Genomic DNA, 26753 nt, shown 5'->3' with positions numbered 1-26753 from the left:
AAAACCCCCAGCTGAAAACTGGAGGTTGCACACATTATGCAGCTTTCTTCACTTCAGAAGAATGTGAATGGCTTCCGCCCTTTATTACTGCAGCGGCAAGACCGATCAGACCGCCTGCCAAGCACGGTACAATCCAGCCTAAACCAACATCATATAACGGGAGGATTGCACTAAAAAGGTCATTGATTGGCGCGAATGTAATGCCTGCCGCGTTCAAGCCATCAAACAAACTTACTACGAAGGTGAAAAGCATGCTTCCCTGATAAACTTCTTTCCTCCCTTTAAAGATCGGATGAAGAAAAGTAAGAGCCATCAGTGCAATCGCCAATGGATAGATTCCCACCAATACAGGTACGGAAATGGCGATCAGCTGGCTTAATCCAAAGTTGGCAAAAACCGCACTGAAGATGGATAAAACAACGACGAACATTTTATAAGATACTTTTGGCATCAGTTTATTGAAAAATGAAGAGCAAGCTGTAATCAGACCGATGCTGGTAGTCAGACAAGCGCCAAACACAATGACACTTAGAAGCAGTGCACCCAATGAGCCAAAATAATGCACAGACGCACCTGATAGAACAGCACCGCCGTTATCCAACGCCCCCAGACCGCTGACACTTGACGCCCCAATAAAGGAAAGCGATGTATAAATGACTGCTAATAGACCGGAAGCAATTAAACCTGCTTTGGCAATGGATACCATGATATCCTTCCTGGTTGCAGCTCCTTTATCTTTTACAGCATTTACGACAATAATACCGAAGACAAATGCTGCCAAGGCATCCATTGTCAGATAGCCTTCCTGGAACCCTTTAAAAAATGCACCGTTCATATAGGCTTCAGTCGGAGCCTGGAATGCACCCATTGGATTAATGAATGCAGCGCCGATCAAAACAGCAATTACAATTAATAGAATCGGTGTTAAATATTTTCCTACAATATCTACAATCTTTGAAGAATTCAAAGAAAAATAAGCTGTAACGCCGAAGAAAATAACTGAAAATATAATTAAGCCAACAGAACCGCTTCCTTCCGATAGAAAAGGTTTAATTCCGATTTCGTATGACACTGTAGCTGTTCTTGGAATCGCAAATAGCGGACCAATTGATAAGTAAAGGGCTACCGTAAAAGCCATTCCGAATAATGGATTGACACGGTTAGCGAGCGATTGCAAATCACTTTTTCCCGAGAAACCCAAAGCCAGAATGCCAAGCAGAGGCAATCCCACACCTGTTATAATGAAGCCTGCGTTAGCTGACCATACATTCGTTCCTGCCGATTGGCCCAGCATTGCAGGGAAAATTAAATTTCCTGCCCCGAAAAACAAGGCAAATAGCATAAAACCAACTGTCACAATAAATGAGAAGGGTATTTTGTTCGTCATGTTATTTCCTCCTATCAACATGATTTCAAACCTAACAGTCTATCAAATTTAAATTTTCTGAAATTATAGTGCGGTAATATTTTTATTTTTTCACACTAGTAATATATTGCATAACTCAAGATAACATATCCAAAATATTTATGCAATATATCGCGGGATTTTTTTGTCGAATCATGCGATATATTGAATTTATTAAGATACTTCTATATACTAAATATATATTATATTGGAAGTAACTATAAATTCGCTGCAAATTGCTAGAAATGAAAAGGTGGTCACAGCTATGCCAATACCCTCTAATTATTCATCACCTACCCGTGTATCCGCTAAAGATCGCGCCTTCTCTCAAATTCAGGAGTGGATTATTGACGGGACACTTCAACCGAAGGAAAAACTGAATGATGCTGACCTTGCTAAAGCATTAGGAGTCAGCCGCACCCCTATTAGGGAAGCGCTTCAGCTCCTGAATGTTCAGGGATTTGTAGAAATGTTCCCTGGTGTGGGAACTCAAGTCACGTCAGTTAACCCGGAAGATATTAGCAAGATCCTGCCTCCTTTAGGCGTACTGCAGGCCCTTGCCGCAGAATTGGCAGCTCCTGTGATCAGCCAGGAGTCAATCAATATTCTCAGGGACATCAATCATAAATTCGCCAAAGCTCTAATGGCGGGAGATACCTTCTCAGCATTGAAGCAGGATGAGAAGTTTCATAATATCATTATCGACCTTGCCCAGAATCCTTATATTTCAAATACAGCATCCATGCTGCAGGCTCATGTCATGCGGTTATACTATAATAAAACCATTATTCTTAAAGAACGTTCTATTGAAGAACATGAAGATATATTAAAAGCTTTTGAAGAAAAAGACAGAGAAAAGGCTGGAAATATCGCGCGTGTTAATTGGCTTCGGGCAATTGACGAGTACTACTCCGGGAAAAAGTATAAACCAATCGCAAACGTCAAAAAAAACGCACAGTAATTTGAGTTACTGTGCGTTTTTATTGTTAATAAAATTGGAATTTTATGTTAAAATTAGCGAAAATACTCGGTTAAATGAGGGAGGGAACACTTATCATCACATGGTTTCGCCACTTACCGCAGATTAGCATGAATTTGGCAGAATGGTCTCCTTTTATAAGGAGTAATTGGTATCGAAAGCATTATATGAAGTTTGTATATCTGCTCCAGATCATCATATTTCTGATACCCTATTTTTTTGAGACAGGTTTCTCTCAGATTAATATCATTTACCTCATTTTAATAGGTATCTTTGTCTTTATAGTTCACGAATGTCTGCATATTTTGGTTATCAGCAAAAAAGGCGATATTAGCTTAACATTTAGCGGATTGTATTTTTGGCTAAATACAAATGCTACTCTATCCAAAATGAGATTTTGGGTTTTTATGAGTTTGCCCTTTATTGTATTATCAGGCATCACTGGCGTTCTATCCTTCTATGTATCAGGGAATATTAAAACAATTCTATTATTTATTTGCTGGTTTAATTCATTCATTTCCGCCTCGGATATCTACAATTCTTTCTTAATTGCCATGAAACCAAAGAACTCGTTTTTTTGCAGGGGGTATTATCAGGTGAAAAGGGATTCCTTACGCAAAAATCTGTGATGCAAAAACCAGACCTCTTGGATGAGGTCTGGTTTTTGATTCTATTGGCAAGAGATCCAATGCAGCTCGCTGTTCGGACTCTACCTCTCTGTTTCCCGCTTTATATGTCCGAAGTTGCTCCAGCTTCAGACTCTAAATCACTGTCTTACGCTTTCTGTGTCCGAAGTCCCCAAGGTCCTATCAATACCAGGGCCAACTTATATTATCCGTGACGTAATCATGCCTTCAATTTGATTAATCTGCTCAAGCAGTCCAGGGATCACATCGCCATTCACTTTATTATCGATGTCGATCATGGTGTACGCATATTCACCTCGGCTGCGGTTTACCATGTCTGCGATATTCAGCTGGTAGCTTGAAATGGAAAGTGTGATTTGGCCGACCATATTTGGGATGTTTTTATGAAAAGCAGTGACACGCCGCTTGCCCGTGTAAGGAAGCGCAGCATTTGGGAAGTTCACTGAGTTTTTGACATTGCCTGTTTCAAGGAAGTGCTTCACCTGGCGTGCTGCCATGACTGCACAGTTTTCCTCCGATTCCTTCGTTGATGCGCCAAGGTGTGGAATGGCCAATGCGTTTTTCATTTTAAGGATATTTTCATTTGGGAAGTCTGTAATATACTTGCCCACTTTTCCGCTTTCAAGGGCAGCTGCCATATCTGCTTCATTCACAAGCTCTCCGCGTGAGAAATTTAGGATGTGAACACCCTTTTTCATTATGCTAAACGTATCTTCATTGAACATTTCCCTTGTATCATCGGTTAATGGAACATGCACAGTGATATAGTCTGATTCTGCAAACACCTGCTCGATGTTCATGGCACGCTGAACATTGCGGGACAGGTTCCAGGCCGTGTCGACAGAAATAAAGGGATCAAAGCCAACAACATCCATATCCAGTTCCAGTGCATCATTGGCTACAAGTGCCCCGATTGCCCCCAATCCGATGACACCGAGCGTTTTCCCCTTAATTTCTTTTCCGACAAATTGCTTCTTTCCTGCTTCTACAAGCTTAGGGATCTGATCTCCTTCATCCTTCAGCGTTTTAGTCCAAGTAATTCCGGCAAAAAGATTCCGGGATGAAGCCATTAAGGAGGTAAGCACCATTTCTTTTACGGCATTTGCATTGGCGCCGGGTGTATTAAACACAACTATTCCCTGCTCAGTGCATTTCTCCACCGGGATGTTATTCACTCCAGCACCTGCACGGGCGATTGCTTTTAATCGATCGCCCAATTCCATCGAATGCATATTAAAGCTGCGAAGAACAATCGCATCCGGATTGCCGCTTTCATTATCGATTGTAAAATGATCCTTGTTAAACACTTCAAGACCGCTTGGCGCAATGGCATTCAGTGTTTTAATCGTTTTTACTTTGTCTAAAGTCATGGTACTCACTGGATTCTCCCCTTTTCAACTAACTTTGTCAGATTTTAAAACAGAAAGAGGCAAGGGTAGAATCCCTTACCTCTGCCCAGGCGAACGGCTTCGACACTATGTGCTCCCCGCGGTGATCCGCGTCTCGCCAGTTACACATAGCCTTTTCGGTTTTTTAAATCTTATCAAAGTCTTCTGAAAACTTCAACCCTTTAAAGCGCTTACAAAAATAAAAAATTTATTTATTTTTTTATGACTAATAAAGTATATTTTTCTAAATTTGTCCATTATGCTGCAGACAGGCTTTTACCCCTTATTCACTTCATGTTTTCCCGCAACACTTGGTTCCTATTTAGTTTATAAAAGAAAAAACATGTTAAACCTAATACATATCCTAATACCTGGAGCTGAATCATATGCGTGCTATGTTCGTTCTCTTATCACTCTTAGCCGGTACAGCCGGCCTCATTGTTTTACTTGATTATATCCAGGGCCATTCAATATTTGAATCCTGGAAAAGCATAAAAATTGTTCTGTCTTCCGCACAGGGAGAAGATTATTTCCTTATCATCATTTTTATCCTTGGTTTATTCGTTATGTACTGGTTACATGAAAAGAAGAAAAAATAATCGCTATTCTACACTTTTCCCTGTTTCCATTTACGCTGGATGGCCGCCAGTACGAGCAATACAGCAGGAATGGCGAATTGGAAAGCAATATGCAGGAAATAAGGGACTACTTTTAATCCTTCATCCAGATGGCTTTGATAGCTTGGTGCAATCATAATGGAGGAAAGACAAATAATCCCGCCCATAAAATAGGAAGTGAAAACATTTGGCCTCATTTTAAAAAGGTTATTCATTCCGATTACCGCACAATAGAAGAACAGGCCCACTTTAATAAACCCCAGAAATACAATCAATAGGATGATAAAAGGATCCAGACGCTGAATAAATCCCCCAATTTGAATATAGCCAACAGCAGCCAGTGCCGGGAAGGCCGAACGCTCAAGGAGATCTGCACCAAGAATACAAATTAAGAGCATCGTATTAATGGTTAAATAAATGCCAACATACGCAATGGCCATACTCCCTGTTTTTAAAATCTTTGTCTTCCGTTTCATTAAAGGAAGGATCATCGTAAATATAACCAACTCTCCGTAAGGAACCGTCATATTAACCGGAAAAATCTCCCTGAAGACCGGTTTCCATCCTTTAGCTAAAACAGGCCGCAAATTTTCCAGATGAATCAAGTCACTGATCACATAGAATATCAGGATTAGCAATAAAGTGACTGTCATGAGGGCGAAGCAGATAATCCCTCCTCTTGCAAATACCTCAAAACCTAAATGAACTGCGTATACCAATGCAAACACCATACAGATACCCAGCGTAATAATGGAGGTTTTGGCATAAGGAGAACTGATCAGTAATTCCTCAACATCACGCAAAACCCTGGACGCAATATAAATGAAATAGATAATGTACATATAGCTTATAAGGCTTCCCAGGTATTTCCCTAAAATTTTTTTCATGTATTCTGTCAGCGGCAAATCCGGATACTGTCTGTAAAGACGATAGTAAACAGCAAAGATTATCAGCCCGGCAATGGGTGAAAGAATCGTAACGATCCATGCGTCCTGGCGGGCTCCGCTTCCAAGATCCAGAAACACAGCTGTCCCAAACATAAAAAGGACCATCAAGCAGAATAATTGTATTCCATCAATCTTATCTTTCGGCATTTACTTCACATCCAGAATTATTGTAGTTTATATGGATCTGTCAGTAATCCTGCGTTCGTTATTTTCGCATTCACATTTACTTCAATATCCGCAGTTTTAAATAGCTTATTCCATTCTTTCTTATGTTTTTTCCAGTAATCCGGATTATTAATGGATAGTTTTCTGCCGAAACCGAATACATCGGTTTCCATTTCCTGCGCCATTTTGATTGTTTCCCTTATTTGGCTTTCGGCCTCTTTTTCTAATTTTTTCTCAATCTTTCTTATTTCTTTATCACTATCAATTTTTATATAGCATTCCAGTTCAGCAATATAGCCCTTAATATCTGCATCAACTGCCAGAGTCAATTTTGGTTTTAACTCTGTCTTAATGGTCGACCTCATTCCTTTTGTCGTGACGGTCAAATTTTTTTTATTGTTACATGGCAGCGGAAAGGATGTATATTCAGCGGCTGAATTGATTATATGGGCTGTTCTTGCGATTTTGCCGTCAAACCAGCCGGCTAATTGATCTTTTTTAAACAGTGCCAATCCAGTTACCTCTACGACCGGCGGCTTGATGTTCTGCAGGTTATCCGTCTGATTCTGGGATTTAAGCGGTTTGTTCAAATGAATGCCTGAAAGCATAAGGTTCTGCCCCTCACCTGATAAAAGGGAGATGGCCCGGTAAATGGGAACGATTTCTGAGATGGAGTACATTTTTCCATTATTCTCGCTGGTGCTGATGATGCTTTTCGTTGGATTGGATTCCAACGGCTCAATGACCCCGAGAACTTCTTCCGCAGTCGTGTCCCTTGCAATAAAAACTGGAAACGATGAGCGTGATTCACCTCTTTCAAACACATCAAATATAAGTCCCAGCCCCTCTCTTGCAAGAGCCTCTCCAATCACAATCAAAGAAAGATGAGTAACACTGTTCTCTCTTGGAATGATTAAAGACGCCATCCTGTACGCTTCAATAAACGTTTCTGATTCGACTGTGTAATTAATAACTGGAAGGCTGTTTCCTGTCCCATTTTGCGAAAAATAACCCGGATTGATTACTTGATACGTGACCCGATAGCCTGATTCCCTTTCCTGGGGGAGGTCTATGCCAATGGCGATTATTAAAGCGACTTCATTTAAATCTCTATAATTGGAACAGCCCGTTAGTAAACCCATTATCAACATGATCGAAATGACTTTTCTCATACGTTCATCCCTGCTCTTTTAATTGACTTCCGGAACAAGGGCCTCACTTGGATGAGGTCCCTATCCGGACTAAACTGTCTTTCAAACCGCTGACTCTGACCGGTGAGAGTGGAGTGAGATATGGGACTCCTACTGATTTAAGACTGCAAAGGTGCAGAATAATGCATAAAGAAAACAGGATAATTCCATAGAATCCAATAAAAGCAGCGGCAAAAATAAGAATGAACCGCATCCCGCGTGCGGCGTTCACAATATTAGGGTTAGGCAGTGTGAAGCTTGAAATGGCTGTCGTCGCCACGATGATCACAATGGCCGCTGAAACAAAGCCAGCTTCGACTGCAGCCTGGCCGAGAATAAGAGCCCCTACAATGGAAACAGCCGGACCAATGGCCCTTGGCATCCGGATCCCGGCTTCCCGCAGGACTTCGAAGGCCAGTTCCATTACCAGCAGTTCCACAATGGCCGGAAAAGGCACCTGTTCTCTTTGTGCCATGAGCGTCACCATTAAAGTAGTAGGGATTAAGCCATGGTGATGCGTGATCAGGGCCAAATAAATGGCCGAGGCATACATGTTAACGTAAAAAGAGCCAACCCGAATGAGTCTTAGAAAGGAACTCACCAGGTAATTGGCATAATAGTCTTCAGGAGATTGAAAAAATTGGATAAAAACAGCCGGCAGAATCAATGCAAATGGTGTTCCCTGTATAATGATCGCAATTTTGCCTTCTAAAAGGTTAGCTGCGACCACGTCTGGCCTCTCCGAATTCTGGAAGAGCGGAAAGATCGTTTTCCTGTTGTCCTTTAAGGCTTCTTCCACATAATTTGTGTCCAGTATACTGTCCATATCGATTTTACTGATTCTTTCCTTCACTTCCTTTACGATTTCCTCTTTCGCTATACCCTCCATGTATAAGATGCCGATATCGGTTTTGGTCACTTTCCCTGCTTTTGTCTGTTCTATCCTTAGATTGTTATTTTGTATTCTGGCACGGATCAGTGAAATATTCGTACCTAAATTCTCCGTAAATCCATCTTTTGGCCCTTTTACCACCGTTTGTGTCGAAGGTTCAGTAATAGTTCTTGATTGAATCTTTCCTGTTCCGGCAAGGATCGCCTCTGAATGTCCCTCTATCAAAATAACCGTGTCCCCGCTCAGCAGGCCGTTCACTATTTCGGACCAGTCATCAATGGTGTTTACCTTAGATACCGAAATGATCTGAACTATTTCCCCGGACCAATTTTGAATAGGTTTTTGTTCATGACTCCATGCGAGAATAGGATGGAGAACATTGTCATGCAGGCTTTGTTCGTCAACGATCCCCTGGATATGTATGATGGCTGCTTTACCATGGTTTGAAAGTATTATATTTCGGATTGATAGATCGGAGCTGTTGCCAAACTGCTCTGTTAAGTATTGAATATTAGAGTGAATACTCCTGCTTATCTTTTTATGGTGGCTGTAATGTTTCCGGAACACAATAACTCTCCTTTGGAAAACGAGTCTTGTTTGTTAGTGTGCCGGGTATTATGATTATCTTGCCCTTTAAATAAAAAAAACCTAACCAATCAGGTTAGGCATTCATTATTCTATATTAACCGGGATTCTTTCACCTCTGAGTCTGGTGAACATTCGTATTCTCCGGAGTATTCCACTAGTCCAATCTCGCAATTTTTGCCGATTTTGACATTTTTCCCTCTGACGACAAGAGCTGTGGTGCCTTCGAGTTCAATGTCATCCCCTTCAATTAATTCCGCCTCGAGCTTTAATGGAAATAGCGATTTGATTAATTTAAATAGGCTTTCTCTATGCTGTGCCACTTTTATCTTTCTTCCGCCAATCTCTTTCGCTTTGCTTTCTCCAAATAGTTTAATATCAATCGTTTCTGCGTTCAGTAAACCATCTATCTTAAAAGCCCCTTCCGCGCGGAAAACCTCCGCTTCACAGTCTCCGGCAATCTTTGCTTTCCCATCCACAACCATTTCATCGCTTTTCACAGAACCCCCAATGGAGGAACTCCCGGCCACCTCAAGCTTTCGGCTTAGGACAGCTTCTGAAATGGAGGCAGAACCGTTAACATTTAAGGAATCAGCTTTAACTGCTCCATGGATTTTGGCTGCACCGCTGATCTTTCCTTTTTCGGTTTTTACATTTCCATGGACCGTGCCTGTACCGTTGCAATAGAATTTCTCGCACTCTATATCACTATTTACCGTGCCCTTTCCATTGATTTCGACTTTATTAAAAGTTCCTCCATTAACCGATCCAACTCCATTAATGATTAAGTTTCCCAGTGTTTTCATTTCCACAGCATTTCCTCCTATGCCAATTTGGATTTTAATTCTTCAGCACATTGCTCTATTGATATAGCGGCAGCCAATTTTGTCCCTTTTTCAAGAAGGACCTGTTCCCCGTTCATTGAAACCAGGCAGCTGGACATGCCTAGTTTTCGAATAAAGCAGATCACAGCCTTTGGCTGCTGCAGGATTTTTTGATGATCATTTAATAGCTGAAGGAGCATTTTCCCTTCCTCGATATGGATATCACCCGATTCCAGCAGGTTTGAAAGAATATAAAGCTTCAAAATCTCATGATAATTGAATTCATTAATCTCCCCCTGTGTATCCAGAAATATATTCATAACCGGCTCGGAAACTATTCCTTTAGCAATCAGACTATCCTTTGACAGCTTCAGATTCGTAGCATTCAGCGAAAACAAATCAGCCAGCTCATCGAGCGAAAGGCTATCCTTCATCTTCTGTACTTTTTCGACGCGCTCGAGGATTTTCTCTTTTGGAAAAAAAGTCTCCTGCCCTGTAAAAGTTGATTTCCGGACAAACCAATCCTCAGGTATCAGATTCTTCCTTTTCCACCGGTAAAGCTGTCCATAAGAAATACCAGTTAAATCCAATACTTCTTTTTTTGAAATTAATTCATCGCTCAAATTCCAGGACTCCTTTCTGATGATTTGATTGTAACATAACACTGTTACGTTCGGAATATTATTTTATTCTTTTTATCCTGAGTTTTTTCGACAAATATTGTGTTTTGCACCATGAAATCAATGATTTAACGATTTTCACAGTGAAACAATGTTCTATTAGCACAAAAAAACCTGGCTCACATAGAACCAGGCTTCCATTCATTCGTATACTTTTAGTAAGTTATACTGCTTTCCAATATACCGGTAATTTTGCCTGCGGTACATCTCCTTTGGGGTATCTTCCCCATCCGCCACAAGAATAATCGTTTTATCCTTGAACTGATCCATCACGGATTTCTGCAGGCAGCTGCCGATGCCCTTTTTCTGACAATCCTCATGGACCATCAGTCCATCAATTTCAGCTGTTCGTTCCTTAATAATGACATCAACAGATCCGGCTGGCTTTCCTTTATAAAATGCAATAAGCTGCTGAATGCTGTCATCGCTGTAATTTCTTAGATGCTGAGCTTTCTTTTTCTCTGCGAAATTTTCCCCATATACCGAATCCTGCTCATACTGGAATTCCAGATAAGCATTCCATGTTTCATCAGTAACATTTTCGACTACGATTTCTTCCCTTTCCTGAACTTCCGGAAAATCTGCCGGAAGAATCGCAAATAACTCCAAGAACCCCACAGTATAATCTTCATCCTGCTGAAAGAAAGCCGCAAGCTCTTCAGAAAGTTCTTCGTCATCCGGAAAATAAAACCTTACATGCTTTTGGCCATATTTCTGATGAAACTCTTTTAAATATTGATGTGCCTCCTTAAACTCCTGAACGGAAGGCATTCTTTTAAAAGCAATAAAATTGCTGTCATACTGAAGGAGCATGTCAGGATTATGATTATGAATAAAAAGGCCATTTTCCAGAACAGTGTGTCCCGGTTTATAAATATCATGAAATGTGATCTTTTCCATCGGTTTCTCCTAAAACACTTTTATAGGTATTTATACTCTCTATCTGTTATGAGCACATCATGGCAGCGTAGCAGACTATCCTTTAATTCCAGCGGGGTGCTGCAGTTATTATAAGCACACAGGGAAATCAGGCTATGCTCAGAAACGGCCTTAAAAAGCTTCTTTTCATATTGTTCGACTAAAGGAATATATTCTTTTACGTTTCCCCACTCAACCAGACCCCATGTGAATATCTTTGGATTGCTATCTAAGTAAGGCTGAATGTGTTTAAGAAAAAAATTGAACACTGTATCAGGATTAAAATTACCGTTGGAATAATAAAAATCAAAATTATTCATAAAATGAACTCTGCTTAATTCCTCTTTTCCTAACAAATTAGTTAATTCTTTATCAATAAGGAAATGATTCCGGTCATTCTCCACAAGCAAAACATGTCCGCCGCATCTGACGCCAGCCGTTATGTATGAGACTGCATTTTGAATATAGCAATCAATCCGATCAAAGTGGTACAGAATATGGCCTCCATTTGACTTTTGCAGATCATCAATCAAATCTATTAATAATTCATTCATTCATTTGTCTCCTTACAACGAAAAAATGTTTAATGGTGTATTTTTTTCTCATCAATTGCTTACAGGCCCCTTTCCCTCTACTTTTCTTCATTATATCTAAAAATTTGATAAATAGGTGCTTTTCTGCAGTTTTATGCGATTCATATAAAAAACTCGAGGAGAGTTCCTCGAGTCATATTATTTCATCCTTCCACTTCCGCCCCGGCTATTTCATCAAAGCTAATTTTCTCAAGGTCCCCGCTCTCCAGTTCAAGATATATCTTTCTGCTGATGCCATCCAGCCGGTTTACCCTCCCTTTGTATTCGCAGAAAAATCCGTCCCGCCAGACTTTTACTTTCAAAAGATAAGCAAATTCCATTGCAAAGTGAATTTTGTTTTCATATTCCTCCAATTCATATTCATCAATGAGCGGCTTGTTTTGCGCCATTTGTTCCCTTTCCAGCTTTCTTAGCATCGCCCGGTGTTCCGGCATGAAGTGAGCAGGCTGCCATTTTATTTTCCCTCTGTCTTTTAGCGGCATATTAAATCCCTCCATACTCTATTATAGAACATTTGTTCGATTTTAAAACCTAAAAAACAGAAAAAGCTTAAGTTGGTTCATTTGGATAATAAAAGTACGAATGGTAAAATACACTTTAACTCTCAAAAAAAGATTGGTGAAACAATGAAGCAGCTGCAAATCAAACACCGCTGGCTTGGACGTTTGCTGGCATCCGATCCTGGGCTGATCCGTTTTCAAAAAGCCGGACGGGCCACATTAAGTTTAATGGCGTCGGTATTTACAACTTTATTTCTTATGCAATTGACTGGGGCCGATGCTGCTCTCGCCCTTACTCCTGCTATTGTTTCCGGAATGGCAGGCATGCTTGGCATCATGATTGTGATGGATGACTCTAAAAAAGGAAAAATGCTCACAACCGGTCTGCTTGGGTTTTCAGCAATGGCAGGGGTATCAATCGGTTCCCTGCTGGCAGAAAGCACAATTTTTACGGATATTTCAATGGCTGCATTAATATTTTCAAGCTTTTATTTGACCCGCTTTGGTGTCCGTTATTTTTCATTATGCATGATCGCATTCATGACCCTTTACTTCTCATCTATTCTGCAATTATCAGGCAGCCAGCTGCCCTCCTTTTACTTTGGGATCTGGATTGGGGTCGCGTATGCTTTCCTTTTCAATTTCATTCTTTTTCAGAACACCGCGAAGAACCTGAAAAGAAGCATCCGCTCCTTTCATTTTCAAAGTAATTTCACCTTCAATCTCTTAATTGAGGGGATGCAGGAAGAGAGTATGACTGCTCACCAGCGGGAAGAATTGCGGAGAAACGTGCTGAAGCTCCGGGATTATGCTGTAATCGTTTCAGAGTATATCAATGAAGATGATGTACAGAAATTATGGCCCGGGCTGACCCCTTCCCAGCTTAGGTTATATATCTTTGATACAGGCATGCTGATTGAAACCCTGACTGACTCCGTCCGCAGCTTAAAAAATGCGAATGCGCTTGACATAATAGAGCTGAGAAACCTCCTGGTCTGGGTCACCCGCTCTCTTCGTGACGCCGAAGTTCTTGCCCATCAATATGAAGAACAAAATCTTCGTGAAGCAGAGCTTGCTGTACAGGCGCTTCGCCTGCTTATTATGGATTTGTTCAACAGGGAAGACAAGCCGGCAGGATGGCTATACTTGATCAGGCGGATCGAGTCCCTTGCAAACCATGTCATTGAGGGCGGCATAACCATACAGCAGGCACTTCATAAAGTAAAAGTCAATGAAATAGAAGTATCTGAAGAGACGCCTGAAGAAGATGAATCACCTGAAGAAGACAAGAGCCTCAAACCTTCCACTAAAAAAGCGTTTCAGGCATTGACTGCAGCCATCATCTCCATCATTGCCGGCCAGATTCTTTCGCCTGACCAGCCTTATTGGGTCCTTTTGACTGCCTTTATCGTTCTGCTTGGAACCGAGTCAATCGGGCGCATTTATACGAAAGGTTTTCAGCGGTCAGTTGGAACGATTATCGGGGCAGTAATTGGATTTACGCTTGCCAAACTGGTCAGCGGCCATTCTGTATTGGAGATCACGCTCATTTTTGCAGCAGTTTTCTTCTCTTTTTATTTATTTGAAGTCTCTTATACATTAATGAGCATGTTTATTACGATGCTGGTCGCTTTTATGTATGACCTTTTACTTGGCGGAATTTCATTTTCCCTAATCAGTGCAAGGGTTATCGATACCATTGCCGGTGCCGGCATTGCATTCGGCGTTTCTCTATTTATTTTTCCTAAGAAAACGAAGGATAAAGTGGCCGATACGATAATTGATTATCTTCAGGAACTGAAACCGTATGTCTCGGCGTATGTGCGAAGCTTCCGGGAAGATGTGAATGTTAAAGAGCTTTCAGGCAAAGGCTTCTTATTGGATCAAAAGCTAAAAACCATAAACGTTGAAGCACAATCGCTGATAAAGAAACCCGGATCTCCGCGTCATGCCGACGTTAACCGATGGATCACCCTTTTTTCAGCCATCAATTACTATGCGAGACATCTGGTGGCTTCCTCCTACCGGAAGGGATTCGACTATCCTGATGAGCTGATCGATGTTTTCATCAGGATTGAGGAGAAACTTGAACTAAATATTGAAACATTAATGGACCTGATTAAAGAAAGCGGAGACGGGACGCTTGTCTATAGTCTGGACAGAGAAAGAGAACAAATTGAACGAATGGCACCACCAAGGCAGCAATCCCAGCGAGATTTAATCCATCATCTTTATTTCGTCTGGAGAATCCATAAAGCGATTGTGGAATTGGCAGAAGAGCTTGGTGCAGGGAAGGAGCAATAATGCTCCTTCTTTTTTATTTATTTTCCGACCACAAAACTCAGAGCCATGCCCGATGACATAGCTCTGAGTTTTTTCATTTCTTTATCGCAGTCTAACGGGCAGTAAGACCCCCACTTCAAGACTCAGAGGAATCAAAGGAGGATAAGTGGGGGTCAAACTGCCCGTAAAGGCCCGATTGGTTCAACTAACAATCAGTGAAACCCCCACTGATTGAAGTTTCACTTTATTTTGAAAAGCCGCAGGCTATTCAAGGTGACCAGCAGGGTTGCTCCCATGTCCGCGAAAATGGCAATCCATAAAGTCAGCCAGCCTGGAACCACCAGCAATAAAGCCAGCGCCTTGATTCCGAGTGAGAACGTAATGTTTTGTTTTATGATCCCTAACGCTTTTTGGCTGAGTTTAATCGTATAAGGCAATTTGCTCAAGTCATCAGACATTAGCGCAATATCCGCTGTTTCGAGTGCAGTATCGGTTCCGGCACCGCCCATGGCTACCCCAACAGACGCAGCAGCAAGTGCAGGTGCATCATTGACGCCATCCCCGACCATTGCCACACTTTGATGGCCGGCACGAAGCTCTTTAATAACAGCCAGTTTATCCTGCGGCAGCAAATCCGCTTTTATCTCGGAAACGCCGGCCTGCTTTCCGATCTCCAAAGCCGTTCTGTGATTGTCGCCTGTCAGCATTACCGTTTTAATTCCCATATCATTTAGCTTGCTGATGACCGTTTTCGAATGCTCTCGTATTTCATCCGCAACAGCTATTAATAAGAGGATTTCGCTTGCTGTCCCCAGGATCATTACGGTTTTACCCTGGATCTGCAGTTCTGCTATTTGCTTTTGAATCGTGCTTTCCATGCCGTTATGAAGCTCTTCAAACAGATTGGGGCTTCCGGCATAATAGAGGACACCATTCACTGCGGCTTTTATTCCCTTTCCGGTAATAGAGGTGAAATCCTCTATGTCCAGCCCGGTAAAATCAGCGCCTATTTCTTCTGCTTTTTTCATAATTGCAGAAGCAAGGGGATGCTGTGACCCTTTCTCAATGGCAGCCGTAATTTGGAGAAGATGCCTTTCATCACCATTAATTGTGATGAGGTCTGTAACGGCAGGAACACCTTTTGTTAATGTGCCTGTTTTATCAAATGCAATCGATTTAAGCGCCCCTGTTTCCTCAAGGTGGATGCCGCCTTTAATCAGGACACCATTTCTTGCCGCGTTTCCGATGGCCGTAACGACGGCAACCGGTGTAGACACGACTAGCGCACACGGACAGCCGACAACCAGTGCAGCCAGCCCCTGATAAATCCATTCGCTCCAATCCCCGCCAAACAGCGGAGGAACCACCGCTATTAAAAAGGCTAAGACAATAATGGCAGGCGTATAATACCTGGCAAACTTATCAACGAACTGCTGGGAAGGCGCTTTTTCCGCCTGAGCCTCTTCCACTAAATGGATGATTTTGGCGATGGTGGTATCTTCAGAATGCTTCGTGACTTTTATTTCAAGCAGTCCCTCTTCATTTAGTGTTCCTGCAAAAACCTCATCACCTGCAGTCTTAACGGCTGGCACGCTTTCTCCGGTGATCGCTGCCTGGTTCAGGGAAGAGGTTCCTTTCAGGACCACGCCATCCATGGCCAATTTTTCTCCCGGCTTCACAATCATGATGTCACCAATTTGAATATCATCCACATGAATCCGCATTTCTTCATTGGCCCGTTTGATCAATGCTTCTTTAGGGGCAATGTCCATCAGTGATTCAATGGATTGTCTCGCTTTTTCCATTGAGAAGCGCTCAAGGACTTCACTGATGGCGAAAAGGATGACAACCATCGCTCCTTCTCCCCACTCGCCAATGACCGCTGCTCCAATAATGGCGATCGTCATAAGGGTGCTCATGTCAAAATTCAATCTTGCAAGGTTTTTGAAGCCTTTCAGGAATAAAGTATAGCCGCCTATGATGATGGCTGCTGCATACCCTGCGATCGGATATAGGTGATCCTCTCCATACTGTTCGCTTAAAAACCAGCTCACAGTAAGAATAAGCGCTGCTAAATACACTTTATAGTTAGATTTCTGATTCCAGAATGACTCTCGCTCGACCGTTTTTTCATTCTCTGCACGCAACTTCAGATTTTCAAAGGCTCCGGCTTTTTCGACCGCCTTCATTGAAGCCTTCCCTGTGACAGTTATCTTGGAAGCTCCAAAATTCACATTCGCATCTAAAACGCCATCCAGGCGTTTCACGTTCTCTTCGAACGTCTTGGCACAGCCTGCTCAGGAAAAGCCCTGAACACGGTAGGTTACCGTCTCTTTCTCCGCAATTCCAGCTTGTTCAGACATTGGCTTTCACCTCATTTCTGTGTGCAAGTGCAATCATCATTAATTGCCTGATATGATCATCATCCAATGAATAGAATGCCAATTTCCCTTCTTTCCGGAACTTAACAATTCCCTGCTTATGCAATGTCCGCAAATGGTGGGATGCCGTTGCCACTGTTGCGCCAATGATATTGGCAATATCACAGACACACAGCTCTTCATCCCGGGTCAGTGCATATGAAATCTTTGCCCTGTTCTCATCAGCAAGAGCCTTAAATAATTGGGCAGCCCCTGATAGATCTTCCTTTACCAGTTCCCCCTGAATGCGGTTCACTTTTTCTTCGTCAAAGCAGTAAATATCGCATGTATCTTTAGAGCCCAATTTTATTCTCTCCTCATTATTCAAACATTCGTTTGAATAGATTATACCTCGTCTGTGACCTTATTCAAACCATTATTTGAATATTGTATGAAAAAAGGAACCGGATTGCTCCGATTCCTTTTATTTCTTTACTTCTTCTTTCAGTTTTATTAATAATTCATCGGAATGCTCTGCTGCTATCAGTTTTCCGTCCACTACAGCATAGGGGGATAGCCTGCATTCTTTACATTTGCTCTGGCATTCGTATTCTTTATAAATAATATTCTTCTGGCTCAGGAATTGATTAAATTCAGTTAAACTATCTTCTTTTAAAAATTCATCCAGATTCCGCTGGCAAAATTCAATAGAAGATGTTTTTTGCTTTGAGAATAGTTTGTTGATGAGTTTCATCTGATCAAACTTCCTTTTGGTTTTTCATAATTATATCGAATCTGCTGCCCTTCTGTCGTCCCTATTGCTTCATTTCCAACAATTTTTAATAAAGTCTCATAAGCAAATCGGGTTGACCACTTTCTTCCTGCTGCTCGCTATTCGACTTCCTGCAAAAAAACAGGATAGAGTGTCACACTCTATCCCGCACTAGCCAATCATGATTTTCTCTTCAGCATATTTGTATTTGGCCTTTCCTTTTCTTCGGGCAAGTGCAAAAGCGATTGTGATCGGCCCTACTCTGCCTGCAAACATCATAAATGCAATGATCCCTTTACCTATTGCACTTAATTCGGGTGTCAGCCCCATCGACATCCCTACCGTGCCAAAAGCCGAAATTACTTCGAATAAAAGGACGTTCAATGGAGCATTTTCAGTTATGGATAAAATAAATAAGATAAAGAAAATAAATCCTATTGAATAGACGGTTATCGTAAAGGCCCTGACAATCAGATCCTTAGGAATTCGCCTTCCCATCAGGCTTACTTCATCTTCTTCCTTTATCAGCGCCCGGACTGCAAGGAAAATCAAGACAAAGGTAGTCACTTTAATGCCGCCTGCAGTACCGCCGGATCCCCCTCCAATGAACATGAGCAGCATTGTTACCAGCTGTGAACCCAGTGTTAATTCACCAGTATTCAATGAATTAAAGCCAGCGGTTCTCGGTACTACACCATGAAAGTATGCTCCCAGCAGTTTGTCTTTTAAAGGCAAATCGGCAAGTGTCCCGGGGTTATTAAATTCCAGCGCAAAGATAAATACTGAACCCAGAAAATTTAGAACCAGAGTCATCAGAAGGACCAATTTTGTATGCAAAGAGAGTTTCTTAACACTCCTGCTTCTTTTCACATCAAGAACAACAAAATAGCCAATTCCCCCGATTATCAGCAGGGTGCTGAGCGTCATAATGACCGTAAAATCGCCGGCATATTCAGTAACGCTCCTGAATTGGCCCATTATATCGAACCCCGCATTATTAAAGGCAGAAACTGAATGAAAAATGCCATAATATATTGAACGTGGGTATCCGAAATCAGACGACCAGCGGATGGCAAGAATTATTGCTCCCATCGATTCAGCAATGATCGTAAAGCCGGCAACGAATTTGACCAGCCTGACCATTCCTTCGATTGAAAGCTGATTTAAAGATTCCTGGATCATCAGCCTGCCTTTCAACCCAATGTTTTTTCCAAGCATGATGGCAATGAGAACCCCAATTGTCATAAAACCAAGACCGCCAACCTGTATAAGGACCATTAATACAATCTGTCCAAATACAGTAAACGTGGTTTGAGTATCCACAACCACCAGTCCGGTTACACATACAGCGGAAGTCGCCTCGAAAAATGCATCCATAAAAGATAAATGATGTCTGTCTTTTGTAGCGAAAGGAAGCATCAGCAGCAGTGTGCCGATACCAATTAAGATTAAGAAACCAACTGAAAGCAACTGTGCCGGATTCATTTTAATCCAGCAATAGGATTGACTCAATCTCCTCATAAAATGCAGACCCCTTGTTTAGGTATACTTATCGGCACCTTATACGCCGTGTCTTTCAAACCTGCCAATCCCTTTATTGTGTCCCATTACAATTAGGACGTCTCCCTTTAAAATGACTTCTTCAGCAGGCGGAGTAACGATTATTTCCTTCCCGCGCTGAATCCCCACGATATTACAGCCATACTTAGCCCGTATATTCAATTCTGATAGAGATTTGTTGGCAATTTTATTTGTGGCCACCATCTCCACCATACTGTAATCTTCAGACAGCTCAATATAATCAATCATCTTTTCTGAAACAATATGGTGAGCAATCCGCTTTGCCATATCCCGTTCCGGATGAATCACGCGATCAACGCCAATTTTTTCGAGCACTCGGGCATGATACTCATTATGTGCCTTCGCCCACACCTTTGGGATACCCAATTCTTTTAACAGCAATGATGTCAATATGCTGGATTCAATGTTTTCACCAAAGGACACAAATGCATGATCGATATTTTTGATTCCCGTCTGTTTTATGGCCTCTTCATCAATGCCATTGATTTGAACGGCATATGTCACAAACTGTGCATATTGATTCACTTTCTCCTGATCCACATCAATCGCAAGCACTTGCACGCCCAATTCATGGAATTCTTTTACAAGACTGCCGCCAAAGCGGCCTAAACCAAATACAGCATACTGTTTTTTCATTGAAGAAATTCCCTTCTTTTTTTAAAAATGAACACAAAAAAACCACTCTTAATAAAGAATGGCCAATGGTTTCCATTAACCCTTCTCTCGATTTGGCTTACGGAGTTAGCTGTCGGATTAGGGATTGAGAGTATCCCTTCTTAGCCTTAATATGCTAAGATTCACCCCAAGATAAACAAGGTTTATCAAAATTGGTTCCCCCGCTCAAATGATTCAGCAAAAAGGTTTACTATGAAATTAATAAATATAAATTACTCCCATGTTCATCTCTTGTCAAATCTTTTTTTTATATAAAGTGAAACTTCAATCAGTGGGGATCTTACTGCCCATTAGTCTGCGAAAAAAAGAAGGCTGCCATGCCAGCCTCTAACTGATTATATTCCCTCTTTCAAAGTGATTCATATCCGTCAATTCAATCATATACTCGTAGTTCTCAATCCTTTTCTGCAGGGTTTCCTTTTCACTCTCTGATGCAGCCTGATTCTGCATTTTGATCTCCAGTTCTTGCTTTGCAGCCTCCAGCTTCTTCTTTATTTCTAAATAGTTCATTTTCAGCACCCTTTCCCCTTTTTTATAAAATGAAAACGCTTTCTCTTTATTTAATTATAACCGAATAATTCTCTTATTTATTTCAGAATATATTGATAATTTGTGAATTATAAAGGCTCTTTTCGTATAAATTGTTGTTTTTCACCTATTAATATTGCCCGTTGATTTCCGCTACAGGATGCTCGCTTTCCGCGGGGCAGGCGGTGAGCCTCCTCACGCTGCGCGTCTGCGGGGTCTCACCTGTCCTGCTACTCCCGCAGGAGTCTCGCACCTTCCGCTCCAATCAACTCAGTAAATAATATACAAATAGCAACAAACCTTGCGAAAACAGCCATTATAAAAAAGCACTCCCTTTAAAGAAAGTGCTTTTCCTAAAGTTATTCCCAAATCGCAGATGCCCACTCGGGATGGTCTATAAACGGATTGCGGTTATGCTGGTAATCAGAGTAGATGATTTCGTTTCTTCTCCGTTCTTTATCATCGACTGGATCTTCCTTATGCCATTCAAGCAGGATAGACATTTTGCCATGATAAGGAGCAGAACCGTTATTTACTGCATTGTTTAGCTCCAGATCCACTTCTCCGCTGTCTCCTTCATAGCGGACAGCCATATAAAACAGCATTCGGGCTACATCGCCTTTTATGGCATCCCTTGGTTCCCAGGAATCTGAGTCATAGTAATTTCCAAGTGCTTCAGAATGCTGGGAGCCACCATTATCAAAATCAAGATTTCCTCTTGAACTATTTACAGAAGCATCTGTTGGCCGCAAATGATGAAGGTCAGTTCCCGCCCCCATCGCTGTGCCAAAATCTCCGTGCGATTTAGCCCACACATGTTCCCTGTTCCAATCATTGACCCCGGATCCATTGGTGAATTTGCCCTGAGAACGGCCGGTATATAAAAGGATGACGTTAGTCGGATTAGCCGGATCTTCGTCTGTTTCACGAAGAGCTTCCCATACATTGGAATAGGAAATTTCAGTATGGTCATCAATGATGTTATGAAGAGCAGATTTTAAAGATTCACCTGTTTTTCCATTTGCAGCATCATAATATCCTCCAGGTCCGGGATCCGGGTCAGATGTACCGCCGCCATCCTGCTCAAAAGCTGTTCCGTCCTTAAGTCCCGGATGAGAAAAATAGGCAGTCAGTTTCCCGCTTATCTTAACTTTCTTTCCCATCAGCGTTGGGTTCGATTTCAGACCAAAGCTTGAGCGAAAGGAGGATGGGATTTGAACATAAAGCATCTTTGCCGTGCTGGTCTCTGATGGACTATCCGCCAGCGCTAAGGCATAGTCATTTGGAAACCCGCTGGTGATAACCGTATTGGTTGCAGTCGGCTGTCCTACCACATAGCCTTGAACAGTTTTAGCAGTGTTATTTTGAGCATTGATACCCTGTGAAACCGAATAAGGTGATGACCAGGAGCCATCTCCCGCAGCTGCCCTTGTTATTGAATCTTGAATGGGCTGCATTACAACGAGAATGGCAGCAAATAGAATAAGCGATAACAGCAGACCTTTTCTCTTACGATTCAGCATTCATTCGCCTCCATAATGTTTTGAAATGACTTAGAATAATCAGAAAAGACACGATCAACTCCCAGTATAAATGAACACCTTCGGCCATAGCATGGGGTATTGGTCCCGAAATTTACTATTTTACAAAACTTAACATTAAATTTATACAACCGCTTCCTTTAATCAAAACAAACTCTAGATACAAAAACTGCACGTTTCTAAAGATCTTTTTCTATCTCTTCCATTATTGTAAAGGGCCCATATGATTTATTTGATGTCACCGCAATGGTTATTTCGCTTTGTGGATAATAGGCAGAATGAAAGCTGACACCCGGGTCATAGCCCATGAGGTGATACTTGAAAATAACTTCGTTTTTCTTGATGATCCATAAACCGTAGCCGTAATACTCATTCTCATCTGCTTGAACATGCGGGGTCATAAGCTTTTCAGTATACTCCTCGCTTATAAGCTTAGACGTACACAATGCTTCCCAAAATAAGATCATATCCTGAGCAGTAACATAGGCTCCTCCATCAGAACCGCCTCTGACGGGCAATGAATAAATATTGGTTCTCCATGTCCCATCCTCTTCATTATCTATATAACCAATTGCTGTATTCTCAGGGAGACTGTCGAATCGGAAATAGTCTGAATTCTTCATTCCACATGGTTCAAAAATATGAGACTGGATATAATCCTGGAAACTCAGTCCAGTCATCTTCTCTATTATTAATCCCAATAGTATATATCCGGCATTATTATAATGGAATTTCTCCCCCGGCTTAAACATCATTTTTTTATTTTGGAACATAGGAAGAAAGTCTCTAAGATGATTCAATAGGTACATTGGCCTTTCTTTCCACAGCTCTTCAAAATCATCCATAACTGATTCATCAAAATAGTCAGGCACCCCAGATGAATGGGTTAACAGATGATGAATCGTAATAGTCTCATCAAAGAAAGGAAAAACATTCTCCAATACATCATTAAGCCTTGTTTCGAATGATAGGATTCCCTTCTCGACTAATTGACAAATGCCTACCGCCGTAAAAATTTTACATCCTGAGGCGATGCCAAACCTGGTACCTGGATTATTGGGGGTTTCATTTGCTCTATCTGCATACCCTTCTGCTAGTTGAAGGAGATTATTCTCCTTTTCTTTCATAAGTACAACACCAGAAAAACCAACATTATTAATTACAGAACGTAACTTTTTATCAATTAACATGAGTACTCCCCTTTTGGTATCTTTCCAATGACATGAAGCAATAGCGGACAATAGCGGACTCTATAAAAATATATCATAATTTTCCATATTTTTTGTAAAAAAGAGCGATCCTTCATATCAGAAGAACCGCTAAATCAATTGTATAAATATTTTTCAAAAGCAGAAATAGTCAGTGATTCATTTATGTCAATTTTTTCAACCTCTCTAAATCCATTCTTCAGATAAAATGCGACAGCTGGAGTATTCTTGGAGCCGGTTGTGACAACCATTTTTTTTATCATCTGCCTCCGTTCAATGAAGTTCAGCAGCTTTTGTGCAATTCCCTTCCTAAAATGTTCAGGATGTACAATCAGTCTGTGAATATCTAAAATATCATTCTTCTCTTTAAAGGAAATCGCACCGCATAATTTTTCTACAATAAAGTACCCAAAGAAGGTCTCTCCGGTAATTTGCAGAGTAGCAGCAGTATCTTTCAAAGGCGGTAAATCAGGACATCCAATGATTTCAGCCTCAATTTTATACGCAGGCAGCTGCACGCTTAGAACCTGCTCAGCGGCTGTTCGGTCTTTAATATTTATTTCCTTAATCATGATAGTCCCCTTTTTTCATATAAAATTTCTCTATCGAAAAAAAATCCCCTCTTTTTTTGGACGAATGAGTCCCTTCCAATATAAAATGATTTAGGGGGTGAATTAGATGAATCTAAAATATGAAGTGATAACAGAAAACAATATCAGCCTTTGCCGGGATTTATGCAATGAGCTGATGGCTTTCCAGAAATCAAAGGCACATATAACACCTGAGCGTTTTGACAGCATGAATTTTGAAACAAGGATGGTTCCATCAGTAAAATCTGCTATACATAATTATATTGTGATCGTTAAGGATGATGAAGAAGTCGTCGGCTATGTCTATTCCAATGTTTCTCCTAAGGAAGCCTACTCCAATGATTTCGCAACTTTTTTTGATTTATCTTCAGTGGAGAAAGACAATGTTGGCTGCTTATCACAATTTTTTATTAAAGATGGCTACCGGCAATACGGAATTGGGTCCGTGCTTTTTAACATGTCAATGGAATGGTTAAGTCAATTTAAAGAAGTGGAAGATTATTTTATTTATGTGTCAAATGGGAATGCAGATGCCCTTGAATTTTATACACAGAAGGGATTTACTGTGAGTCACGATATTCTGGACGGCTTTATTACAGTTTTGCGAAAATAGGTTTATTTCCTCATAATACAATCATTATTACTAGAACAATAGATTCTTGGAAATAAAAGTGCTGTTTACAACTTTCTTAATTCTTTGTTATTATATTAAAAAAATATAAATAATTTTCGCTTAATCTTAATTGAGCGGGGGAACCAATTGTACTTTTTGATAAAAGTACCTGGGGTGAATCCTTTTACAGGTAGGGTACTCTCAAGACCCAAACCCGACAGCTAACCTCGTAAGCGTGTTGAGAGGGAAACACTGCATATAAGCACAGCGGGTATACCTCTGTGTTTTTTTGTGGCCTTTTTAGGTTAGGTTTATGTTTTTTGGGGGTAATATAGGGAAGGACATTATTTTTTGTGTCTATAATTTACATTTTTTTGCATCATTCATTGGAGGAACGCGTATGAAATTATCTACTAAAATTATTATTGCTTTGATTGCAGGGGGAATTACAGGCCTACTGATTAATTTGTTTGCGCCTGGAATATTTCCTGAGCTTGACATGTTTGTGTTTACACCGCTTGGAAAAATCTTTTTAAACTTAATCAACATGCTGGTTGTCCCGATTGTATTCTTTTCCATCACTCTTGGTACAGCTGGTCTTGGTGATCCAAAGAAATTAGGAAGAATAGGTGTCAAAACGATATCGTACTTTTTAGTTACTACCAGTATTGCAATAATCATAGGATTAGCATTAGCATCCATTATCCAGCCGGGAAATGTTGGCGAATTTGACGTAACAAACGTGGAGTATGAATCTAAAGAAGCTCCACCTGTCTCTGAAACCTTATTAAATATTATTCCAACCAATCCGGTGAAAGCCTTCACAGAAGGAAATATGCTGCAGATCATCACGTTCTCTATTTTCGTCGGCTTTGCCTTAACAATGCTAGGCAATAAAACGAAAGGTATTTTAAACCTGATTGAACAGGGCAATGACATAATGATGTACCTTGTTAATCTGGTTATGAAATTTGCGCCATATGGAACATTCGGACTTATTGTTTCTGCTGTTGGAAGCCAGGGTCTCGATGCTATTAAGGCAATGGGACTTTATATGATTGTGGTGGTTCTTGCCCTTCTTGTCCATGCCATTATCACCTATGGCGGTTCAATCGCACTCATTGCAAAAAGAAATCCATTAACCTTCTTTAAGGGATTTGCACCTGCCATGGGAGTAGCGTTCAGTACTTCAAGCAGTAATGCCACATTGCCGATTTCCATGAGTACTGCCCAAAAGAATCTGAAAGTTCCTGAATCAATCAGCAGCTTTGTGCAGCCGCTGGGTGCGACTATAAACATGGATGGAACAGCCATCATGCAGGGTGTTGCTACTATATTTATCGCACAGGTATTTAATGTGGATTTATCACTCACACAGCTTATCACGGTTGTGCTTACGGCAGTTCTTGCCAGCGTTGGTACTGCAGGTGTGCCTGGTGTCGGTCTGATCATGCTTGCGATGGTTCTTAACTCAGTTAACCTGCCGGTTGAAGGTATCGCATTAATCATCGGTATTGACCGTCTGCTTGATATGACGCGAACAGCTGTCAATATTACTGGCGACGCGGCATGTGCAGTTATTGTCGCAGAAACAGAAGCAAAGAAAGAGACTGTTAAAGCCTGATCACAAAATAACACCGGTTATCCGGTGTTATTTTTTCGCAGCTCCCCTGCTGCTTCATTCAAATTCATTGATTTTCTATGATAGTTTAGTATAATGAGATTCATAACCATCACGTAACAGTTTGGAGGGAACCTCATGGGGCTGAGAAGTTAAGAATAGGAGAATTGGCTGAAAAAGCAAAGGTTACAAAGCGAACGATTGATTATTATACTTCTCTGGGTCTTTTAGAAGCTGAACGTTCACCTTCAAATTATCGCTATTATGACTTTTCCTCCATCGAACGTATTGCTTTTATCGAGAAATGTAAAGCGGATGGTTTGTCACTCGAGGAAATCAAGAAAAAAGTCATCAGCCAATTTTCCGAAGAGGTAGATGTTCTTGAGCTAAGGCTAAAAATTCAGGATCTGGAGGAGGATGTGACGAAAGCACTTTCACAGCTGAAAAAATCAGATCCGGAAAAATATGAATACGTTAAAAAAAATATTTCACATGAAAGCTTATCATTAATTCAGTCACTGCTTTTATTGCTGAACTGATGTCGGTTTTTTGATTTTTGGAGCATTATGGATATCTGTTTGGGCACAATTTAAGTAGTGAACTTATTTAGTATTATTACCATTTTAGGAGGTGTATGTCTTACTTTTTAGT

At 41.1% G+C, this 26753-nt stretch carries 26 protein-coding genes and 3 riboswitches; of the genes, 7 read left to right on the top strand and 19 right to left on the bottom strand.

Annotated elements, in window-relative coordinates:
- Positions 1-34: 34 nt before the first annotated feature.
- Positions 35-1387: a branched-chain amino acid transport system II carrier protein gene (brnQ, locus tag LLY41_RS10110; RefSeq protein WP_304587815.1), complete on the bottom strand. Its 1353-nt coding sequence runs from the start codon at positions 1385-1387 to the stop codon at positions 35-37.
- Positions 1388-1670: 283 nt separating this feature from the next.
- On the opposite strand from brnQ, the gene LLY41_RS10105 reads away from it, so the two are divergent.
- Both LLY41_RS10105 and LLY41_RS10100 read left to right on the top strand, forming a co-directional pair.
- Positions 1671-2366 (top strand): GntR family transcriptional regulator, encoded by a 696-nt coding sequence (locus LLY41_RS10105; RefSeq protein WP_304587813.1) that lies wholly within the window; start codon positions 1671-1673, stop codon positions 2364-2366.
- Positions 2367-2494: 128 nt separating this feature from the next.
- Positions 2495-3013, top strand: a complete 519-nt coding sequence (locus LLY41_RS10100; RefSeq protein ID WP_304587812.1) for a DUF3267 domain-containing protein — start codon at positions 2495-2497, stop codon at positions 3011-3013.
- Positions 3014-3210: 197 nt separating this feature from the next.
- Here the strand turns inward: LLY41_RS10100 and LLY41_RS10095 are convergent, their stop codons facing one another.
- Positions 3211-4410, bottom strand: a complete 1200-nt coding sequence (locus LLY41_RS10095; protein WP_304587811.1) for a phosphoglycerate dehydrogenase — start codon at positions 4408-4410, stop codon at positions 3211-3213.
- 67 nt (positions 4411-4477) lie between these two features.
- Positions 4478-4555, bottom strand: a riboswitch (ZMP/ZTP riboswitch).
- A gap of 250 nt (positions 4556-4805) precedes the next feature.
- Between LLY41_RS10095 and LLY41_RS10090 the strand changes: the two genes are divergently transcribed.
- Entirely contained in the window at positions 4806-5018 is a 213-nt protein-coding gene (locus tag LLY41_RS10090; protein ID WP_304587809.1) for a YczF family membrane protein, read from the top strand.
- A gap of 8 nt (positions 5019-5026) precedes the next feature.
- On the opposite strand, the gene LLY41_RS10085 is transcribed toward LLY41_RS10090, so the two are convergent.
- From LLY41_RS10085 to LLY41_RS10050, 8 genes are all read right to left on the bottom strand, one after another.
- Positions 5027-6130, bottom strand: a complete 1104-nt coding sequence (locus tag LLY41_RS10085) for a GerAB/ArcD/ProY family transporter (RefSeq protein WP_304587807.1) — start codon at positions 6128-6130, stop codon at positions 5027-5029.
- 17 nt (positions 6131-6147) lie between these two features.
- Positions 6148-7320, bottom strand: coding sequence for a Ger(x)C family spore germination protein (locus tag LLY41_RS10080; RefSeq protein ID WP_095245265.1), 1173 nt, complete (start codon positions 7318-7320; stop codon positions 6148-6150).
- 43 nt (positions 7321-7363) lie between these two features.
- A complete protein-coding gene (locus LLY41_RS10075; RefSeq protein WP_286137410.1) occupies positions 7364-8797 on the bottom strand; it encodes a spore germination protein in 1434 nt (477 codons plus the stop codon).
- A gap of 110 nt (positions 8798-8907) precedes the next feature.
- Positions 8908-9621: a polymer-forming cytoskeletal protein gene (locus LLY41_RS10070; protein ID WP_304588022.1), complete on the bottom strand. Its 714-nt coding sequence runs from the start codon at positions 9619-9621 to the stop codon at positions 8908-8910.
- A 17-nt stretch (positions 9622-9638) separates the two neighbouring features.
- On the bottom strand, positions 9639-10262 hold the full coding sequence (locus tag LLY41_RS10065) for a YhbD family protein (RefSeq protein ID WP_304587804.1): 624 nt from the start codon (positions 10260-10262) through the stop codon (positions 9639-9641).
- Between the two features lie 198 nt (positions 10263-10460).
- Entirely contained in the window at positions 10461-11219 is a 759-nt protein-coding gene (locus LLY41_RS10060; RefSeq protein ID WP_304587802.1) for a GNAT family N-acetyltransferase, read from the bottom strand.
- Between the two features lie 20 nt (positions 11220-11239).
- On the bottom strand, positions 11240-11791 hold the full coding sequence (locus LLY41_RS10055) for an MEDS domain-containing protein (protein ID WP_304587800.1): 552 nt from the start codon (positions 11789-11791) through the stop codon (positions 11240-11242).
- A 182-nt stretch (positions 11792-11973) separates the two neighbouring features.
- Positions 11974-12312 (bottom strand): YolD-like family protein, encoded by a 339-nt coding sequence (locus LLY41_RS10050; protein WP_095245270.1) that lies wholly within the window; start codon positions 12310-12312, stop codon positions 11974-11976.
- Between the two features lie 81 nt (positions 12313-12393).
- Here LLY41_RS10050 and LLY41_RS10045 point away from each other — a divergent pair, with 81 nt between their 5' ends.
- Complete coding sequence (locus LLY41_RS10045) at positions 12394-14634, top strand: FUSC family protein (protein WP_304587797.1); 2241 nt, start codon at positions 12394-12396, stop codon at positions 14632-14634.
- A 218-nt stretch (positions 14635-14852) separates the two neighbouring features.
- On the opposite strand, the gene LLY41_RS10040 is transcribed toward LLY41_RS10045, so the two are convergent.
- The 9 genes from LLY41_RS10040 to LLY41_RS10000 all read right to left on the bottom strand — a co-directional run bounded on the left by LLY41_RS10040 (position 14853) and on the right by LLY41_RS10000 (position 23850).
- Positions 14853-16976 carry a heavy metal translocating P-type ATPase gene (locus tag LLY41_RS10040; protein WP_304587795.1) on the bottom strand — a complete coding sequence of 708 codons (2124 nt, stop codon included), beginning with the start codon at positions 16974-16976 and terminating at the stop codon, positions 14853-14855.
- The gene (locus tag LLY41_RS10035) at positions 16969-17337 is read right to left on the bottom strand and encodes an ArsR/SmtB family transcription factor (protein ID WP_304587793.1); all 369 of its coding nucleotides are present in this window, start codon (positions 17335-17337) and stop codon (positions 16969-16971) included. The genes LLY41_RS10040 and LLY41_RS10035 overlap by 8 nt, the downstream gene beginning before the upstream one ends.
- 120 nt (positions 17338-17457) lie before the next feature.
- Positions 17458-17727 carry a DUF1450 domain-containing protein gene (locus LLY41_RS10030; protein ID WP_304587791.1) on the bottom strand — a complete coding sequence of 90 codons (270 nt, stop codon included), beginning with the start codon at positions 17725-17727 and terminating at the stop codon, positions 17458-17460.
- Positions 17728-17916: 189 nt separating this feature from the next.
- Positions 17917-19266, bottom strand: a complete 1350-nt coding sequence (locus LLY41_RS10025) for a TrkH family potassium uptake protein (protein WP_304587789.1) — start codon at positions 19264-19266, stop codon at positions 17917-17919.
- Positions 19267-19305: 39 nt separating this feature from the next.
- Positions 19306-19962: a potassium channel family protein gene (locus LLY41_RS10020; RefSeq protein WP_095245277.1), complete on the bottom strand. Its 657-nt coding sequence runs from the start codon at positions 19960-19962 to the stop codon at positions 19306-19308.
- 79 nt (positions 19963-20041) lie between these two features.
- Positions 20042-20191: riboswitch (cyclic di-AMP (ydaO/yuaA leader) on the bottom strand.
- A 137-nt stretch (positions 20192-20328) separates the two neighbouring features.
- The gene (locus LLY41_RS10015) at positions 20329-20511 is read right to left on the bottom strand and encodes a DUF3896 family protein (protein ID WP_095245278.1); all 183 of its coding nucleotides are present in this window, start codon (positions 20509-20511) and stop codon (positions 20329-20331) included.
- Positions 20512-20888: 377 nt separating this feature from the next.
- The gene (locus LLY41_RS10010; RefSeq protein ID WP_095245279.1) at positions 20889-22052 is read right to left on the bottom strand and encodes an endonuclease; all 1164 of its coding nucleotides are present in this window, start codon (positions 22050-22052) and stop codon (positions 20889-20891) included.
- 197 nt (positions 22053-22249) lie between these two features.
- Positions 22250-23260 carry a serine hydrolase domain-containing protein gene (locus tag LLY41_RS10005; RefSeq protein ID WP_095245280.1) on the bottom strand — a complete coding sequence of 337 codons (1011 nt, stop codon included), beginning with the start codon at positions 23258-23260 and terminating at the stop codon, positions 22250-22252.
- Positions 23261-23394: 134 nt separating this feature from the next.
- Positions 23395-23850 (bottom strand): GNAT family N-acetyltransferase, encoded by a 456-nt coding sequence (locus LLY41_RS10000; RefSeq protein WP_304587785.1) that lies wholly within the window; start codon positions 23848-23850, stop codon positions 23395-23397.
- 106 nt (positions 23851-23956) lie between these two features.
- Here LLY41_RS10000 and LLY41_RS09995 point away from each other — a divergent pair, with 106 nt between their 5' ends.
- The 3 genes from LLY41_RS09995 (at position 23957) to LLY41_RS09985 (ending at position 26641) form a co-directional block, all read left to right on the top strand.
- On the top strand, positions 23957-24481 hold the full coding sequence (locus LLY41_RS09995) for a GNAT family N-acetyltransferase (protein ID WP_304587783.1): 525 nt from the start codon (positions 23957-23959) through the stop codon (positions 24479-24481).
- Between the two features lie 107 nt (positions 24482-24588).
- Positions 24589-24733, top strand: a riboswitch (cyclic di-AMP (ydaO/yuaA leader).
- 148 nt (positions 24734-24881) lie between these two features.
- Positions 24882-26105 carry a dicarboxylate/amino acid:cation symporter gene (locus tag LLY41_RS09990; protein WP_304587781.1) on the top strand — a complete coding sequence of 408 codons (1224 nt, stop codon included), beginning with the start codon at positions 24882-24884 and terminating at the stop codon, positions 26103-26105.
- 164 nt (positions 26106-26269) lie between these two features.
- Entirely contained in the window at positions 26270-26641 is a 372-nt protein-coding gene (locus tag LLY41_RS09985) for a MerR family transcriptional regulator (RefSeq protein WP_304587779.1), read from the top strand.
- The last annotated feature ends 112 nt before the right edge of the window (positions 26642-26753 follow it).

The organism is Cytobacillus firmus (assembly GCF_023612095.1).
In the GTDB taxonomy this organism is placed as follows: Bacteria; Bacillota; Bacilli; order Bacillales; family Cytobacillaceae; genus Cytobacillus.
The sequence above is the reverse complement of the archived record's forward strand: the minus strand, read 5'-3'. Positions and strand labels throughout refer to the sequence as shown.

Bases quoted from the DNA above. Each gene is read 5' to 3' on its own strand.
- LLY41_RS10105 (WP_304587813.1), top strand. From the start codon at position 1,671: ATGCCAATACCCTCTAATTATTCATCACCTACCCGTGTATCCGCTAAA.
- LLY41_RS10030 (WP_304587791.1), bottom strand. From the start codon at position 17,727: ATGAAACTCATCAACAAACTATTCTCAAAGCAAAAAACATCTTCTATT.
- brnQ (WP_304587815.1), bottom strand. From the start codon at position 1,387: ATGACGAACAAAATACCCTTCTCATTTATTGTGACAGTTGGTTTTATG.
- LLY41_RS09995 (WP_304587783.1), top strand. From the start codon at position 23,957: ATGAATCTAAAATATGAAGTGATAACAGAAAACAATATCAGCCTTTGC.
- LLY41_RS10010 (WP_095245279.1), bottom strand. From the start codon at position 22,052: ATGCTGAATCGTAAGAGAAAAGGTCTGCTGTTATCGCTTATTCTATTT.
- LLY41_RS10100 (WP_304587812.1), top strand. From the start codon at position 2,495: ATGAATTTGGCAGAATGGTCTCCTTTTATAAGGAGTAATTGGTATCGA.
- LLY41_RS10025 (WP_304587789.1), bottom strand. From the start codon at position 19,266: ATGAGGAGATTGAGTCAATCCTATTGCTGGATTAAAATGAATCCGGCA.
- LLY41_RS10085 (WP_304587807.1), bottom strand. From the start codon at position 6,130: ATGCCGAAAGATAAGATTGATGGAATACAATTATTCTGCTTGATGGTC.
- LLY41_RS10060 (WP_304587802.1), bottom strand. From the start codon at position 11,219: ATGGAAAAGATCACATTTCATGATATTTATAAACCGGGACACACTGTT.
- LLY41_RS10070 (WP_304588022.1), bottom strand. From the start codon at position 9,621: ATGAAAACACTGGGAAACTTAATCATTAATGGAGTTGGATCGGTTAAT.
- LLY41_RS10015 (WP_095245278.1), bottom strand. From the start codon at position 20,511: ATGAACTATTTAGAAATAAAGAAGAAGCTGGAGGCTGCAAAGCAAGAA.
- LLY41_RS10090 (WP_304587809.1), top strand. From the start codon at position 4,806: ATGCGTGCTATGTTCGTTCTCTTATCACTCTTAGCCGGTACAGCCGGC.
- LLY41_RS10005 (WP_095245280.1), bottom strand. From the start codon at position 23,260: ATGTTAATTGATAAAAAGTTACGTTCTGTAATTAATAATGTTGGTTTT.
- LLY41_RS10050 (WP_095245270.1), bottom strand. From the start codon at position 12,312: ATGCCGCTAAAAGACAGAGGGAAAATAAAATGGCAGCCTGCTCACTTC.
- LLY41_RS10055 (WP_304587800.1), bottom strand. From the start codon at position 11,791: ATGAATGAATTATTAATAGATTTGATTGATGATCTGCAAAAGTCAAAT.
- LLY41_RS10000 (WP_304587785.1), bottom strand. From the start codon at position 23,850: ATGATTAAGGAAATAAATATTAAAGACCGAACAGCCGCTGAGCAGGTT.
- LLY41_RS10080 (WP_095245265.1), bottom strand. From the start codon at position 7,320: ATGAGAAAAGTCATTTCGATCATGTTGATAATGGGTTTACTAACGGGC.
- LLY41_RS10020 (WP_095245277.1), bottom strand. From the start codon at position 19,962: ATGAAAAAACAGTATGCTGTATTTGGTTTAGGCCGCTTTGGCGGCAGT.
- LLY41_RS09990 (WP_304587781.1), top strand. From the start codon at position 24,882: ATGAAATTATCTACTAAAATTATTATTGCTTTGATTGCAGGGGGAATT.